Source organism: Mesorhizobium sp. 131-3-5 (assembly GCF_016756575.1).
Classification (GTDB): Bacteria; Pseudomonadota; Alphaproteobacteria; order Rhizobiales; family Rhizobiaceae; genus Mesorhizobium; species Mesorhizobium jarvisii.
The window spans coordinates 4,753,979-4,768,747 of record NZ_AP023254.1; the positions used below are offsets into that span (position 1 = coordinate 4,753,979).

Below are 14,769 nucleotides of genomic sequence, written 5' to 3' on the forward strand. Positions count from 1 at the left end.
AAGGCCGGACAATCCGTAATCCCTGCCATTTTGTACCTTTTTTGTTCTCGTTTGGCAAGAGGGATCAAATATCTGAAAAACAAGTCATATCCGGATTTGTTCTTTTTTCGTACCAAGAGATCGAACAGGAACGCGCCCCACATTGGGCCAGACTGTTCGATTGTATCGATCCGCCGAATCGCCATCTTGCTGGCGAAGGTCTGCGGCGCAGTCTAGCGCTTGTGCAGTCGCAATAACAAAGGGCATATCGCCAGCATGGTGAAATCCATAGAGATACTGGCCGTGGGCGGCGCCCATATCGACCGGCGTGGCCAGGTGTCCGGCGCCTACGTGCCGGCCGCGTCCAATCCCGGCACGATGCGCGAGGATGTCGGCGGCGGCGTGTTCAACGCGCTGCGCAGCACGGTGCGGCGCGGCGTATCGGGCTCGCTGATGTCGATGCGCGGCGGCGATGCCGGGGCCGACACCATTTCGCGAGCCATCGCCGAGGCAGGCATCGCAGACCTGTCGGCGGTCTTCCTCGACCGCACGACGCCGAGCTATACGGCGCTGATCGATCGCGAGGGCGAGTTGATCGTCGGCTTCGCCGACATGGCGCTGTACGATCTGGCGTTTCCCAAGCAGATGAGGCGCTCCAAGGTCCGCGAGGCGATCGCAGCCGCCGATGCCATACTGTGCGATGCCAATCTGCCGTCTTCGGCACTGGAGCGGCTGGTTTCGCTTGCCGCCGGCAAGCCGGTCTATGCCATTGCCATTTCGCCGGCCAAGGTCGTGCGGCTGATACCGGTGCTCGGCGCGCTGGCACTGGTCTTCATGAACCGGCGCGAGGCCGTCGCGCTGGCCGGCGTCAATGCAAATGCCGCCGAGCGAGACGTCGTCGACGGTTTGCGATGCAGCGGCCTTGCCAGCGGCGTCGTGACGGCAGGCAGCGCGCCGGTGCTGGGTTTCGACGAGACAGGCGCTTTTTCGATCCAACCGCCTGCCCCCAGAAAAGTCGCCGACGTCACCGGCGCCGGCGACGCGCTGGCGGGTGCGACGGTGGCAGCCTTGCTGCGCGGCCTGCCGCTGCGCCAGGCCTTGCGCGAAGGCGTCGCGGCGGCGACGCTGGCCATCGAAAGCGCCGACGCCATCCCTGATTTTACCGCGGCAAGCTTCGCGGAAGCGCTGGCACTTGTGCCGGACGCGCAGGAAGTGGCATGAGACCGGCGAATTCATAGTGCCGCTGTATTGCCGGCATGCGCCGCACCGCGAGTTGGAGATCCAGATGAGCCCCGAAACCGCCCGCCCCTTCATCGACATCCACGCACCGGTGGCGCAAGCCCTGGCCGCCGGGCGCCCGGTTGTGGCGCTGGAAAGCACCATCATCACCCATGGCATGCCCTACCCCGACAATGGCGCCATGGCGGCCAATGTCGAGAAGATCATCAGCGACGGCGGCGCCATACCGGCGACGATCGCCGTGGTTGGCGGCCGCATCAAGATCGGCCTGTCCGACGGCGAGCGCGAATCGCTGGCCATGACCGGTGACGCCATGAAGCTGTCGCGCGCCGACCTCGGCTTTGCCGTCGCGCAAGGGCGCACGGGTGGCACGACAGTCGCCGCCACCATGATCGCGGCTGAAATGGTCGGGATAAAAGTGTTCGCCACCGGCGGCATTGGCGGCGTGCACAAGGGCGCCGAGAAGAGCTTCGACATCTCCGCCGATCTCGACGAATTGGCGCGCACGCCGGTCATCGTCGTCTCGGCCGGCGCCAAGGCGATCCTCGACATCGAAAAGACGCTGGAAGTGCTGGAGACGCGAGGCGTGCCTGTCGTCGGCCATGGCTGCGAGACCATGCCCGCCTTCTGGTCGCGGCAGTCGCCGTTCCGCGCCCCGCTGACCCTTTATAAGCCCGAAGAGATCGCGCATTTCTTCCGGACGCGGCAGGCACTGGGCTTGGGTGGCGGCATGTTGATCGCCAATCCGGTGCCGGAAAACCACGAAATCCCTGCTGAAGAGATGGCGGGCTATATCGACGCCGCGCAAAAGGCGGCCGAGGCGCTCAACGTGACCGGCAAGGCGGTGACGCCGTTCCTGCTGGGAAAAATCCTGGAGTTGACCGGCGGCCGCAGCCTCAAGACTAATATCGCGCTGGTCGAAAACAATGCGCGGCTGGCTGCCGAGATCGCCAAGGCGCTGTAGTTCACTTGCCTGCGCGCCGCCCTGCCTCATAGGCGCGGCGCGCCCACACCGTCATCTCGTCGGGATCGTCAAAGGCGCTGTCGGGAATGCTCCAATAGGGCATGGCGACCAGCTTGCCGTGGCGCTTGCCGGTATAGGCCCATTGCTTGCAGCCCTCGGCTTCGAAATCGGGCGCGCTTTGCTCGTCGGCCTTGAGCAGCAACTCGCCGCGCAGCACGATGGCGATGATGACGCCGTCGAAATAGATGCCCTTGCCGCCGAACAACCTGCGGATGCTGACCGGGCCCAGCCCTGAGAACAGTTCGGCGATGCGTTCATTGTCCATGCCGCGATCATGTCACCGGCATTTGACATTGTCATCGCGCAACCAGAACCATGCTGACAGGTTAAGACCATTCCATCGGAGTTTTTGTCATGCCGCTTCTGCTCAAGGGGTCCTGCCGCTGCAACGCGGTGCGTTTCGAGGTGGAGAGCCACACGCCCGTACCGTTCATGCTGTGCTACTGCTCGATCTGCCGCAAGCAGCAGGGCGGCGGCGGGTTCGCCATCAATCTCGGCGCCGCCTATGAGACGCTGAACATCAGGGGCAAGAGGAGCCTTGGCGTATACCGTGCCGAGATCGAGGACGACGAGCATCCGCATTGCGAGGTCTCGACGGGCGAGCGCAATTTCTGCCGCAAATGCGGGTCGGCGCTCTGGCTTTACGACCCGACCTGGCCGGAGTTGGTGCACCCCTTCGCCTCGGCAATCGACAGCGACCTGCCGAAGCCGCCGCAAAAGGTGCATCTGATGCTGAAATACAAGGCGAACTGGGTCGAGCCCGATTTCGGCAAGGGCGACAAGACGTTCGATGTCTACCCCGAGGAATCGATCGCCGACTGGCACAAGCGGATGGGGATGTGGGTCGATTAGAGGGAAGGACAAAACCCTATTGTGCTTTGATCATTTTTGACAGCCCGCGAACAGCAGACGCCAGGAAGGCAATGGTTACAGAGCCGAAGAGTATGATCATATCACCCCTATGCACCTCAAGCGCACAAAGTCCGAATAAAATTGCAACAACCATGCCGGATAAATGGCACGCTATATACAATAGCTTTATCTTTTTTGGTATTCCCTTGCCGAATACATAAAAATCGAGCGACGTCCGTATCTGATAGTCGCTCAAATTCACCTGCAGAAGCAGGTTATTTTTCACGTACCAGTAAACCCGATAGTAAGCGAAATAGGAAAACAAAATAATGAGAACTGACGCGAGAACCAAAGGATGGCTATTCATCGCGGGACCCCGAAACCATCAAACACTGGACGGCGGGAATTTATGACGACAGCGCTCTATTTAGCGTAAATCACGACGCGCGCTTTTGATTCATCCAGCTATACCAGATTCTGATCGTACTTCAGGCCGAAGCGCGTGCTTCCGCCAATGCCTTCAGATCGGCCGGCTTCAGTTCGACGGATTCGCCGCAGCCGCAGGCCGAACTCTGGTTCGGGTTGCGGAAGGTGAAGCCGGTGCGCAACGTCGTCTGCTCGAAATCCATCTCGGTGCCGAACAGGAAAAGCGCGGCCTCCGGCGCGACATAGACGTGGGCGCCGTCGCGCTCGATGTGGTCGTCCTTGGTGTTGGGCTCGGTCACCAGGTCGACCGTATATTCCATGCCGGCGCAGCCGCCCTTCTTGATGCCGAGGCGGATGCCGTGCGCGTTGTCACGGGTAGCCACGATCTCGCGCACCCGGTCTGCGGCCTTTTCGGTCATCGTGATGACGGCGAAGCGTCCCATTCTCTTTCCTTCTCCATTCCATGCAGGTTAAAGGCCTGCCGAATGATTCCTCACCTAAAATGGTGAAGTTTTACCCCTGGCGCAAGTGTACCAGGCTCGACGCTAGTACCACCCCACCGCCACCTGCGCTTCTTCCGACATACGGTCGGGCGACCAGGGCGGGTCGAAGGTCATGTTGACCTCGACGCCGGACACGCCTTCGACGGCGCCGACGGCATTTTCGACCCAGCCCGGCATTTCACCGGCCACCGGGCAACCCGGCGCGGTCAGCGTCATGTCGATCTTGACCGAGCGGTCGTCCTCGATGTCGATCTTGTAGACGAGGCCGAGCTCGTAGATGTCGGCCGGAATTTCCGGGTCGTAGACCGTCTTCAGCGCCGACACGATGTCGTCGGTCAGCCGCGCCAGTTCGTCGGCGGGAATGGCCGAGGCCGATACGATGCCATTTGCAGCCGTTTCCGGCGCGGTCTCTTCGGTTGTGCTCACATCGTCCATGGTCGTCATCACCCAAAGAACTTTCGCGCTTTTTCAAGCGCCTCGGCCAAAGCGTCGACTTCGGCCCTGGTATTGTACATGCCGAACGATGCCCTGCATGTGGAGGTTACACCAAAGCGTTTCAACAGCGGCTGGGCACAATGGGTGCCGGCCCGCACTGCCACGCCCTGCCTGTCTATCACCATCGACACGTCATGGGCATGAATGCCTTGCAGTTCGAAGGAAATGATCGCGCCCTTGCCCGGCGCATCGCCGAAGATGCGCAGCGAGTTGATGGCGCGCAGCCGCTCGTGCGCGTAGGTCTTGAGGTCTTCCTCGTGCGCCGCGATCCGTTCGCGGCCGATCTTTTCCATGTAGTCGAGGGCGGCACCCAGCCCGATCGCCTGGACGATCGGCGGCGTGCCGGCCTCGAAGCGATGCGGCGGCTCGTTGTAGGTAACGATGTCTTCCGTCACCTCCTCGATCATCTCCCCGCCGCCCATGAAGGGGCGCATGCCCTGGAGAATGTCCTTCTTGCCGTAGAGCACGCCGATGCCAGACGGACCGTAGACCTTGTGGCCGGTGAAGACGAAGAAGTCGCAGTCGAGATCCTGCACGTCGATCGGCATATGCACGGCGCTCTGGCTGCCATCGACAAGGACGGGAATACCACGCGCGTGCGCGATGCGCACGATCTCCTTGATCGGCGTCACCGTGCCCAGCGCATTCGACATCTGCGTGATGGCGACTAGCTTGGTGCGGTCGGTCAGCCGCTTCTCGAACTCCTCAATGTGGAAGACGCCGAGATCGTCGACCGGCACCCAGACCAGCTTGGCGCCCTGCCGCTCGCGGATGAAATGCCAGGGAACGATGTTGGAGTGGTGTTCCATGATCGACAGCACGATCTCGTCGCCCTCGCCGATATTGGGCATGCCATAGCCATAGGCGACGGTGTTGATCGCCGAGGTCGTGTTGGAGGTGAAGACGATGTTGTCGGTGCTCGACGCGTTGAGGAAGCGGCGCACCGTCTCGCGCGCCTTTTCATAGGCATCGGTCGCTGCGTTGGACAGGAAATGCAGGCCGCGATGGACGTTGGCGTATTCCTGGGAATAGGCATGCTGGATCGTGTCCAGCACCACCTGCGGCTTCTGCGCCGAGGCGCCATTGTCGAGGTAGACCAACGGTTTGCCATAGACTTCGCGCGACAGGATCGGGAAGTCGCGGCGGATCGCCTCGACGTCGTAGAAATCTCCGATCTTGCCTGGAGCGTTCATCATTTCACCCGTGCGTCACAAACCATTCGTCGAGTCTCGCTTCCAGCGCCTCGACGATCGTCTCGTCGTCCAGTTCCTCGATCACCTCGGCCACGAAGGCCTTGACCAGCAGACCGCGAGCCGACTTCTCGTCGACACCGCGCGCCATCAGGTAGAACAGATGGTCGTGGTCGATCTCGGTCACCGTCGCGCCGTGGCCGCAGACGACGTCGTCGGCGAAGATTTCGAGCTCAGGCTTGGTCGAGAACTCGCCATCGTCCGACAACAACAGCGTGTTGCAGGCCATCTTGGCATTCGTCTTCTGCGCATATTGGTGGACGTTGATGCGGCCCTGGAAGACGCCGCGTGCCTTGCCCGTCACCACGTTGCGGATGACCTCGGTCGAGGTCGTATGCGGCACGGCGTGGTCGAGCACCATCGTCACGTCGGAGTGGGTGTCGCCGGCCAGAAGGTTGATGCCGCGCAGCTTGAAATCAGCGCCTTCGCCCGTCGTCTTGACCATGACCTCCTGGCGCACAAGCTTGCCGCCAGCGTTCATCACGAAAAGCGTCAGTTTCGCGTTCTTGCCGATATGGGCCTTGAACTGCGCCAGATGCGTCGCCGTGTCCGGCTGCTCCTGGACGATCAGCCATGTCACCTCGGCACCCTCGCCAAGCACCAGCTGGCTGACGGAACTGACCAGCGCGGCGCCATCACCCGCCTGACGCTCGACGATAACGGCCTTGGCGCCGGCGCCGACGCGAACGGCCAGGCGCACATGGGTCTGGCCGCCGGCCTGCACATTCTGCAGCTCGATCGGCTTTTCAAGTTCGGCGCCATCGGCGATGTCGACAAAATAGCCATCGGCAACGAAGGCGGTGTTCAGCGCTCCGATCGCATCGTCGCTACCATAGGGATCGAGCCCCGGCGCGATGCTGCCATCAATCAGCTTTTCCGACAGGCACTGGACGGCAACGCCCTCGATGGCCGGCACCTTCGCGTCGGACTTGCCGTTCAGGACCGGCAGGACGGCCGAGCCTTCGACAATCGGCGCGATGGCCTTGGCCATGGCGGCGGGGTCGAAGTCCGGCACTACGCTCAACAACCGGCGCAGGTCCGTGTAATGCCAGGATTCGACGCGCCGCGTCGGCAGGCCGTGCTTGATCGCCTCAATCGCGTCGTCGCGCTTCAGCATCACCGCGCCGTCGCCCGGCAGCAGCGACAGCCGGTCGCCGAACGCGTCGATCAACGCTGTCTCGGCCGGTGTCCGCTGCGGTTGTGTGTGCATATTCATCAGTCTTGCCTCTGGCATCTCACGCGGCTTCGCCGATCACGCCGGCATAGCCATTGGCTTCGAGGTCGAGCGCCAGCGACTTGTCGCCGGACTTGATGACCTGGCCCCTGTAGAGCACGTGCACGCTATCAGGCACGATGTGCTCGAGCAGCCGCTGGTAGTGGGTGATGACCAGGAAGGCCCGATCGGGTGCACGCAGCGCGTTGACGCCGTCGGAAACGATCTTCAGCGCATCGATGTCGAGGCCGGAATCGGTCTCGTCGAGCACGCAAAGTTTTGGCTCCAGCAGCTTCATTTGCAAAATCTCGGCGCGCTTCTTCTCGCCGCCGGAGAAGCCGACATTGAGCGGCCGCTTCAGCATCGCCATGTCCATGCTGAGCGAGGCCGCGGCTTCCTTCACCCGCTTGAGGAATTCGGGGATTTTCAGCGGCTCTTCGCCACGCGCCTTGCGCTGCTCGTTCATGGCCACTTTCAGGAATTCCATGGTCGCCACGCCCGGTATCTCCATCGGGTACTGGAAGGCGAGGAAAATGCCCGACGTGGCGCGCTCGGCCGGATCCATTTCGAGGATCGACTGGCCGTTGTAGAGGATGTCGCCTTCGGTGACTTCATAGTCCTCGCGGCCGGCAAGGATATAGGACAGCGTCGATTTTCCCGAGCCGTTCGGGCCCATGATCGCGGCGACCTCGCCGGCTTTCACCGTCAGATTCAGGCCGCGGATGATTTCGGTGCCGTCATCGACGATGCGGGCATGCAGGTTCTTGATCTCAAGCATTCTTTTGTTTCCTGAATATCTGTCCGGTCAGCCGACCGAGCCCTCAAGCGAGATACCGATCAGCTTCTGCGCCTCGACGGCAAACTCCATCGGCAGTTGCTGGATGACATCCTTGACGAAGCCATTGACGATCAGCGCGATGGCTTCCTCCTCGGGAATGCCGCGCTGCATGACGTAAAATTTCTGGTCCTCGGAAATCTTCGAAGTCGTCGCCTCATGCTCGAACTGCGCCGTCGAGTTCTTGGCTTCCATGTAGGGCACGGTGTGCGCGCCGCACTGGTCGCCGATCAGCAGACTGTCGCAGTTGGTGAAGTTGCGGGCGTTGGTCGCCTTGCGGTGCGCCGATACCTGGCCGCGATAGGTGTTCTGCGAGAAGCCGGCGGCGATGCCCTTGGAGATGATGCGGCTCGACGTGTTCTTGCCGAGATGGATCATCTTGGTGCCCGAGTCGACCTGCTGATAGCCGTTGGAAACGGCGATCGAATAGAACTCGCCGCTGGAATCGTCGCCGCGCAGGATGCAGCTCGGATACTTCCACGTGATGGCCGAGCCGGTCTCAACCTGCGTCCACGAAATCTTCGAGCGGTCGCCACGGCAGTCGCCGCGCTTGGTGACGAAATTGTAGATGCCGCCCTTGCCCTCGGCGTCGCCGGGGTACCAGTTCTGCACGGTCGAATATTTGATCTCGGCGTCGTCGAGCGCCACCAGTTCGACGACTGCGGCATGCAGCTGGTTCTCGTCGCGCTGCGGCGCAGTGCAGCCTTCGAGATAAGAGACGTACGCCCCCTCCTCGGCGATGATCAGCGTGCGCTCGAACTGGCCGGTGTTCTTCTCGTTCATGCGGAAATAGGTCGACAGCTCCATCGGGCAGCGCACACCCTTGGGCACGAAGACGAACGAGCCGTCGGTGAAGACAGCCGAATTCAGCGTGGCGTAGAAATTATCCGAGGTCGGCACGACCGAGCCGAGATATTTCTGAACCAGTTCCGGATGCTCGCGGATGGCTTCCGAAATCGAGCAGAAGATGACGCCGGCCTGCGCCAGCTCCTTCTTGAAGGTGGTGACGACGGACACGGAATCGAACACCGCGTCGACGGCGACGCGGCCGGATTTGTAGACGTTGTCGCTAGGCTCCTCGAGCTCCGAGGCGTCGGTCTTCTGCACGCCGGCGAGGATCTCCTGCTCGCGCAGCGGAATGCCGAGCTTTTCGTAGACCTTCAAGAGTTCCGGATCGACATCGCTGAGCGAGGACGGGCCGGGCGTGCTCTTGGGCGCGGCATAGTAGTAGATGTCCTGGAAATCGATCTTCGGATAGTGGACGCGCGCCCAGGTCGGCTCTTCCAGCGTCAGCCAGCGCCGATAGGCCTCCAGACGCCATTCCAGCATCCAGGACGGTTCGTCCTTCTTGGCCGAAATGAAACGGATGATGTCTTCGCTCAGGCCCTTGGGGGCCTTGTCGACAGCAATCTCGGTCTGGAATCCGTATTTGTATTGGTCGACGTCGATCTTTCGGACCCGATCGATCGTGTCCTGCACAGCAGGCATATGCGTTCTCCATCCACGCCGGGGTCAAGGCCCGGCAGTTTTCAAACTATGGCACCGCGAACGGCAGCCCCCTGAGGCGCCGGAAGTGGCGTAAGTTCCATATAGTGCGTTTCGACCGGAAATTCACCCGGCCACTTGCAAACGCACGGCTCTACCAGGCTGCGAAGCCTGAATTCCCTTTCACCGCGTCAGGCGGCCTGTTCCCTGCCCGCCCGGCGCTGGGCAATTCCCGCCAGCGCGGTTCGGAACAATTCAATGTCCTCGGCGCCCGTCGCAGCACCGATCGACACGCGCAAGGCGCCAAGACTGTCGCCATAGCCCATGGCTTTCAGCACGTGGCTCGGCCCGACCTTGCCCGACGAACAGGCGGAGCCGGCCGACAGCGCCACACCGGCGAGATCGAAGGCGATCTGCGCGGTTTCGGCCTTGATGCCCGCAATAGCGAAGAATGTCGTGTTGGCAAGCCTTGGCGCGTCGGTTCCAAAGATTTCCGCGTCTGGCACCAGCATTTTCACGATGGCTTCGATCTCGTCGCGGTGCTGGCGCACCGCATCGATCGCCGGCAGTCCGGCCAGTGCTCCGCGCGCGGCGACACCAAAGCCTGATATGGCGGCGAGGTTTTCCGTGCCACCGCGATGGCCCTTTTCCTGGCCGCCGCCATTGATCAGGGGCTTCGGCATCATCAGATCGGCGGCGGCGACGATGGCGCCGACGCCCTTGGGACCGCCGATCTTGTGCGAAGACAGAATCAAATAATCGGCGTAACCCGCTGACATGTCGATGGAAACGCGGCCTGCGGCCTGAACGGCATCGACGACAAGAATGCCGCCAGCGGCCTTGACGATTTCGGCGATGCGATCGATCGGCTGGATCACGCCGGTCTCGTTGTTGGCGCCATGGATCGCGACCAGCGGTAGGCCATCGGCCTTGTTATGACCTGCAAGTGCCCCGGCCAAGGCCGCAAGGTCGGCAATGCCGTTGGCATCGACGCCGATGCGCGTCACCTGCCCCGCCGGGAAGCGCCCGCCATTCAACAGGCAGGGATGATCGGCCTCGCAGACGTAGAGCCGGCTCATGCGCACGCTGCCGCGCCCCATCTGCCATTCAGGGGCCAGCAAAGTCGAAGCGGCTTCCGTCGCGCCCGAGGTGAAAACGACATGTTCGGGCCTGGCATTGACCAGAGCAGCGACCTCGCGCCTTGCCGTCTCGATCAGGCGCCGCGCGGCGCGGCCTTCGGCATGGACCGATGACGGGTTGGCCGCCACGTCAAGCGCCGCGACCATAGCCTCGCGTGCCGCTGGAAGCAGCGGCGCACTGGCATTATAGTCGAGATACGCGCGTTTTGCGGCCATTTTCGTCCAGTTGATCCCGTCAGAAGCCATTCGGTCGTCGTATGGCGTTATTTCCTTGAAATTCCAAGGCGAGCCGTCCTATTTACGCGGCTTGCGGCGCGGGTGGCCGGGCTCGACGTCTGGTCACTCAGTTTTGAATAGTTCTAAACTAGCTTCTAAGAAGACGCTCGCCCTGCGTCAAGGCCAGAGGAAGACTCGTTCCGGGCGCCGCGCATTCGTATTACCCAAGTGGAGTATTTCATGCCTGAGGTCATTTTCACCGGTCCGGCCGGCCGCCTGGAGGGACGCTACCAGCCCTCCAAGGAAAAGAGCGCGCCGATCGCCATCGTCTTGCATCCCCATCCGCAGTTCGGCGGCACGATGAACAACAAGATCGTCTACGACCTCTTCTATATGTTCCAGAAGCGCGATTTCACCACGCTGCGCTTCAATTTCCGCGGCATCGGCCGCAGCCAGGGCGAATTCGACCACGGCACCGGCGAATTGTCGGATGCCGCCGCCGCACTCGACTGGGTCCAGTCGCTGCACCCGGATTCCAAGAGCTGCTGGGTCGCCGGCTATTCATTCGGCTCGTGGATCGGCATGCAGCTTTTGATGCGCCGGCCGGAGATCGAGGGCTTCATATCGATCGCGCCGCAGCCCAACACCTATGACTTCTCGTTCCTGGCGCCTTGCCCGTCATCGGGCCTGATCATCCATGGCGATGCCGACAAGGTGGCGCCGCCGAAGGATGTGCAAGGCCTGGTCGACAAGTTGCACACGCAGAAGGGCATCACCATCACGCAGAAGACCCTGCCCGGCGCCAACCACTTCTTCGCCAACCACGCCGATCTTTTGATCGAGGAATGCGCGGACTATCTCGATCGCCGGCTGGCGGGCGAATTGTCCGATCCGCGGCCCAAGCGGCTGAGATAAGCAGGAAAGGCGCCAGCGCCGATGTACGAGCCTCCCCATTTCCAGGAAACGCGGCCCGACGTGCTGCATGGACTGATCAGGGCGCATCCGCTCGGAATGCTGATCTCGAACGGGCCTGACGGCCCGGTCGCCGCCGCCATTCCCTTCCTGCTCGACGCCGCAGCGGCGCCGAACGGGAGACTGCGGGCTCACCTGGCCAAGGCCAACCCACACTGGCGCCTCATTGCCGACAATCCGGCGTCGCCCGTGCTGATCGTCTTCCAGGGCGCCGACGCGTATGTGACGCCTTCCTGGTACGAGACCAAGCGCGAAACCGGCAAGGTGGTGCCGACCTGGAACTACGCCATCGTGCAGGTACGCGGCGCGGCCAAGGTAATCGACGACCAGGAGTGGCTGGCGCGGCAGATCGGCGATCTGACCGCTTCCCAGGAAGGTGCCCGCGAGGCGCCCTGGGCGGTGACCGATGCGCCGCCGCCCTTCATCCAGTCGCAGATCAAGGGCATCATCGGACTGGAGATCGAGATCAGCGAGATCCACGGCAAGTGGAAGGTCAGCCAGAACCGCCCCGTCGCCGATCGCGCCGGCGTGGCGGAGGGGCTGGAAAGCGAAGTCGCCGACGCGTCCGACATGGCTCGCCTGGTAAGGTCCTACGGCGGCCTGGACAGCAATTAATCGGGCAACGACTTATTTTCCGGAGCAATCAGCCGGAACGATGCCTTGCGGACCGGCAACCCTGAGGGCGTCGGACGGAAGATGAAGCCGAGCCGGGCAAAGACCAGCCCGCAAGCCAGCGCGAAGGTGCAGCCAAGGCCGAAGCCGGCCACCGTATCGCTCGGATAGTGCGCGCCGACGAAAACCCTGGTCGAGGCGAGGCAGGCGGTGATCACCAGGGCGATATACCAACGCCGCGGAAACAAGAGCAGGAGAACGCCGAACACCGCCCCCATCGTCGTGGCATGGCCGGATGGAAAACCGGCGAAGCGCGCGTCAAAGGCGAAGGGGTGCAGGGCGAGCACGCCAAAATCCTGGAAGTAGAGCGGGCGGGCCCGGCCGATCGCATATTTCAGGACATTGACCAGCAGGCCCGACAGGCCGACGGCGCTCAGCACCAGAAAAGCCAGGCAAGTCCAGTTGTAGACGAGCATCAGCGATCGCCGTGAAAGGCTGCGCCAATCGGTCAGATTGGCCCCAACGAGCAAAAGCGCCGACGGGATCAGGTACCAGCCGCCGAGAGCGAACTGGGTCAGGAATTCAGCCACCCCGGCTCCCGACCATTGGCCGTGGACCATCCCTGCCGGTGTATCGAGGCGAACAAAGGCCGCCGCCGTCAGCAACACCCAAACAACGAGCCAGACCGGCCATGCGATGTTGGGGTAGCGCGCGGGACGAGCGGCAAAGCGCCTTCTGACGATCTGCGTGGTGTCGCGAAAATTGCTCAGGGATCGGCGCCCTACCCCAAGGAGCCGACCGGAAACTGTAGGGCGCGATTTTACGAGCATTGGGAATTCGACCCCATTGTTGCCGTTATGGGCATCGACGAGCCGTCATGGGGCCGCACGATAGAGGCCGAGCGACAATTTGTCTCCCGACGAATAGTTGAGGCCATCAACTTCCGCGACCCGGTTCATCGATTTGCCTTGCACCGACAGCATGCCATTCAGTTTCTGCTCGTCCTCGATCGGCGCCAGCCCCAGCGCGCAGGCAGGATCGGCAAGCAGATGCTGTGCCACGCCGCCGACATCAGTCAGCACCGTTTTGGTGCCGACCAGGAACACTAGGCTCGGCTCCTGATAACGCGCCGAGGCCAGCACCGTCGTGGCGCAAGGCTTGTTGGCAAGCACCGCCTGCTTGATCGCCGGGCTCAGCCAGATCGGCTTCAGCGATGGGGCGATGACGCCGAACAGCAGGGCATAGGTGATGCCGGCACAGGCGGCGGTGGCTCCGATGCGGGGCAGCGGCACCTGCAACTGCCGCGAAAAGGCAAAATAGCCCGTGCCCAGTGCGGCGGCGGCCGCCGGTATGCTCCACCAGGAGAAGCTGTGGGTGAGATAGATCGGCGCTCCAATGCAGACCGCCGCCAGGCCGAGGCTGACCACGACGAGACCAAATGCGGTCGACCACCACAGCCATTGCTGCCAGCGCTTGAGCGGTGCATTGGCGTCCTCAGGCTGTAACATCAGCAGCCAGCCGATCAGCAGAGCCATGCCGGGATAGGCCGGCAGCACATAATGCGGCAGCTTGGTCGGGATCAGCTCGAACACCAGCCAGAACGGGATGTACCAGGCGAGGCAGAAGCGCAGCCTGACATCGTCGCGCATACGGTTGAGGGCCTGGAGGCCGGCGCCGACCGCGATCAGCCCGAAAGGCCACATGAACAGCGAATAGGTCAGCATGTAAAAACCAGGGGGCAGGCCGTGTGATTCCTCGCCCGACGCGACCTTGCCGAGCATGTCCTTGCCGACGGCTTGCTGCAGGAAGGCGCCATGGCTTTTCCAGGTGATCGCGGCAAGCCAGGGTAGTGCGATGACCACGACGAGCAACAGGCCGCGTCCGACCCTGAGCTTCGCCAGCCAGCGACCGTCACGTTCGAAGGCGAACAGCACCGCGATGGTCAGCGCCGACAGCAGCGGCGCAATCGGCCCCTTGATGAGGATCGCCGCGCCTTGCGCGATCCAGAAAATCCACCAGAGATGACCGGCGACCGGTTCATTGCGGCGCGACGCGAGATAGATCTGCGCCAGCGCGCCTTGCGCCGCCACGCAGCAGGCCAGCAGCATCGCATCGGTCTTGGCGTCGCGCCCCTCGAAGGCCGTGGCGAAGATCGCCGCCATCACCAGGCCGGCGGCGATGCCGGCATTGGCGCCGAAAAGATTGGTTCCCGTCCAGGCGATCGCCAGCACCGCGATGGCAATGCCCAGTGCCGAGATCGTGCGATAGACCCAGATCGGCGCCTCGGCGCCTTTGCCGCTCAGCGTCACCGCCGCCGACTGCAGCCAGTAAATGCCGATCGGCTTCTGGTAGCGCGAGGCCTCCTGGAAGCGGATGTCGACATAGTCGCCGCTCTCGGCCATCTGCTTGGTCGCCTGAACGAAGCGCGACTCGTCACGGTCGATCGGCGGCAGCGATGCCAGCCCCGAAAGCGTCATCACCAGGCTGAACAGGAAGAGAAAAATGTAGTTCCTGTTCAGCGCCATGCAT

The 14,769-nt window shown here is 62.5% G+C and carries 16 protein-coding genes; 5 read left to right on the forward strand and 11 right to left on the reverse strand.

The window, feature by feature from the left end; genetic code table 11:
• The first annotated feature begins 255 nt into the window (after positions 1-255).
• Positions 256-1,200 carry a carbohydrate kinase family protein gene (locus tag JG747_RS23290; protein WP_019857763.1) on the forward strand — a complete coding sequence of 315 codons (945 nt, stop codon included), beginning with the start codon at positions 256-258 and terminating at the stop codon, positions 1,198-1,200.
• A gap of 64 nt (positions 1,201-1,264) precedes the next feature.
• Positions 1,265-2,182 (forward strand): pseudouridine-5'-phosphate glycosidase, encoded by a 918-nt coding sequence (locus JG747_RS23295; protein WP_027046767.1) that lies wholly within the window; start codon positions 1,265-1,267, stop codon positions 2,180-2,182.
• Position 2,183: 1 nt separating this feature from the next.
• Here JG747_RS23295 and JG747_RS23300 read toward each other — a convergent pair whose 3' ends face one another.
• On the reverse strand, positions 2,184-2,507 hold the full coding sequence (locus tag JG747_RS23300) for a TfoX/Sxy family protein (protein WP_010909072.1): 324 nt from the start codon (positions 2,505-2,507) through the stop codon (positions 2,184-2,186).
• Positions 2,508-2,596: 89 nt separating this feature from the next.
• Between JG747_RS23300 and JG747_RS23305 the strand changes: the two genes are divergently transcribed.
• On the forward strand, positions 2,597-3,094 hold the full coding sequence (locus JG747_RS23305) for a GFA family protein (protein WP_202360122.1): 498 nt from the start codon (positions 2,597-2,599) through the stop codon (positions 3,092-3,094).
• Between the two features lie 16 nt (positions 3,095-3,110).
• Here JG747_RS23305 and JG747_RS23310 read toward each other — a convergent pair whose 3' ends face one another.
• The 8 genes from JG747_RS23310 to JG747_RS23345 all read right to left on the reverse strand — a co-directional run bounded on the left by JG747_RS23310 (position 3,111) and on the right by JG747_RS23345 (position 10,656).
• A complete protein-coding gene (locus JG747_RS23310; protein ID WP_019857759.1) occupies positions 3,111-3,461 on the reverse strand; it encodes a hypothetical protein in 351 nt (116 codons plus the stop codon).
• A 121-nt stretch (positions 3,462-3,582) separates the two neighbouring features.
• Entirely contained in the window at positions 3,583-3,963 is a 381-nt protein-coding gene (sufA, locus tag JG747_RS23315) for a Fe-S cluster assembly scaffold SufA (protein ID WP_023810316.1), read from the reverse strand.
• 102 nt (positions 3,964-4,065) lie between these two features.
• Positions 4,066-4,458 (reverse strand): SUF system Fe-S cluster assembly protein, encoded by a 393-nt coding sequence (locus tag JG747_RS23320; RefSeq protein ID WP_027046765.1) that lies wholly within the window; start codon positions 4,456-4,458, stop codon positions 4,066-4,068.
• An 8-nt stretch (positions 4,459-4,466) separates the two neighbouring features.
• Entirely contained in the window at positions 4,467-5,711 is a 1,245-nt protein-coding gene (locus JG747_RS23325; RefSeq protein WP_064983522.1) for a cysteine desulfurase, read from the reverse strand.
• A gap of 4 nt (positions 5,712-5,715) precedes the next feature.
• On the reverse strand, positions 5,716-6,984 hold the full coding sequence (sufD, locus tag JG747_RS23330) for a Fe-S cluster assembly protein SufD (protein WP_051112893.1): 1,269 nt from the start codon (positions 6,982-6,984) through the stop codon (positions 5,716-5,718).
• Positions 6,985-7,003: 19 nt separating this feature from the next.
• Positions 7,004-7,759, reverse strand: coding sequence for a Fe-S cluster assembly ATPase SufC (sufC, locus tag JG747_RS23335; protein ID WP_038646395.1), 756 nt, complete (start codon positions 7,757-7,759; stop codon positions 7,004-7,006).
• Positions 7,760-7,786: 27 nt separating this feature from the next.
• Positions 7,787-9,304, reverse strand: coding sequence for a Fe-S cluster assembly protein SufB (gene sufB / locus JG747_RS23340; RefSeq protein ID WP_019857752.1), 1,518 nt, complete (start codon positions 9,302-9,304; stop codon positions 7,787-7,789).
• Between the two features lie 188 nt (positions 9,305-9,492).
• Positions 9,493-10,656, reverse strand: coding sequence for a cysteine desulfurase family protein (locus JG747_RS23345; protein WP_038652561.1), 1,164 nt, complete (start codon positions 10,654-10,656; stop codon positions 9,493-9,495).
• A gap of 240 nt (positions 10,657-10,896) precedes the next feature.
• Between JG747_RS23345 and JG747_RS23350 the strand changes: the two genes are divergently transcribed.
• Positions 10,897-11,571, forward strand: a complete 675-nt coding sequence (locus JG747_RS23350; RefSeq protein ID WP_027046762.1) for an alpha/beta hydrolase — start codon at positions 10,897-10,899, stop codon at positions 11,569-11,571.
• A 21-nt stretch (positions 11,572-11,592) separates the two neighbouring features.
• Positions 11,593-12,243 carry an FMN-binding negative transcriptional regulator gene (locus JG747_RS23355; RefSeq protein ID WP_202360123.1) on the forward strand — a complete coding sequence of 217 codons (651 nt, stop codon included), beginning with the start codon at positions 11,593-11,595 and terminating at the stop codon, positions 12,241-12,243.
• Here the strand turns inward: JG747_RS23355 and JG747_RS23360 are convergent.
• Positions 12,240-12,830, reverse strand: coding sequence for a phosphatase PAP2 family protein (locus tag JG747_RS23360; RefSeq protein WP_223217740.1), 591 nt, complete (start codon positions 12,828-12,830; stop codon positions 12,240-12,242). The genes JG747_RS23355 and JG747_RS23360 overlap by 4 nt on opposite strands.
• Positions 12,831-13,115: 285 nt before the next feature.
• On the reverse strand, positions 13,116-14,765 hold the full coding sequence (locus JG747_RS23365; protein ID WP_202360124.1) for an ArnT family glycosyltransferase: 1,650 nt from the start codon (positions 14,763-14,765) through the stop codon (positions 13,116-13,118).
• Positions 14,766-14,769: the final 4 nt, after the last annotated feature.

Bases quoted from the DNA above. Each gene is read 5' to 3' on its own strand.
- JG747_RS23350 (WP_027046762.1), top strand. From the start codon at position 10,897: ATGCCTGAGGTCATTTTCACCGGTCCGGCCGGCCGCCTGGAGGGACGC.
- JG747_RS23320 (WP_027046765.1), bottom strand. From the start codon at position 4,458: ATGGACGATGTGAGCACAACCGAAGAGACCGCGCCGGAAACGGCTGCA.
- JG747_RS23300 (WP_010909072.1), bottom strand. From the start codon at position 2,507: ATGGACAATGAACGCATCGCCGAACTGTTCTCAGGGCTGGGCCCGGTC.
- JG747_RS23295 (WP_027046767.1), top strand. From the start codon at position 1,265: ATGAGCCCCGAAACCGCCCGCCCCTTCATCGACATCCACGCACCGGTG.
- sufD (WP_051112893.1), bottom strand. From the start codon at position 6,984: ATGAATATGCACACACAACCGCAGCGGACACCGGCCGAGACAGCGTTG.
- sufB (WP_019857752.1), bottom strand. From the start codon at position 9,304: ATGCCTGCTGTGCAGGACACGATCGATCGGGTCCGAAAGATCGACGTC.
- JG747_RS23290 (WP_019857763.1), top strand. From the start codon at position 256: ATGGTGAAATCCATAGAGATACTGGCCGTGGGCGGCGCCCATATCGAC.
- JG747_RS23325 (WP_064983522.1), bottom strand. From the start codon at position 5,711: ATGAACGCTCCAGGCAAGATCGGAGATTTCTACGACGTCGAGGCGATC.
- JG747_RS23355 (WP_202360123.1), top strand. From the start codon at position 11,593: ATGTACGAGCCTCCCCATTTCCAGGAAACGCGGCCCGACGTGCTGCAT.
- JG747_RS23345 (WP_038652561.1), bottom strand. From the start codon at position 10,656: ATGGCCGCAAAACGCGCGTATCTCGACTATAATGCCAGTGCGCCGCTG.
- sufA (WP_023810316.1), bottom strand. From the start codon at position 3,963: ATGGGACGCTTCGCCGTCATCACGATGACCGAAAAGGCCGCAGACCGG.
- JG747_RS23365 (WP_202360124.1), bottom strand. From the start codon at position 14,765: ATGGCGCTGAACAGGAACTACATTTTTCTCTTCCTGTTCAGCCTGGTG.
- sufC (WP_038646395.1), bottom strand. From the start codon at position 7,759: ATGCTTGAGATCAAGAACCTGCATGCCCGCATCGTCGATGACGGCACC.
- JG747_RS23305 (WP_202360122.1), top strand. From the start codon at position 2,597: ATGCCGCTTCTGCTCAAGGGGTCCTGCCGCTGCAACGCGGTGCGTTTC.
- JG747_RS23310 (WP_019857759.1), bottom strand. From the start codon at position 3,461: ATGAATAGCCATCCTTTGGTTCTCGCGTCAGTTCTCATTATTTTGTTT.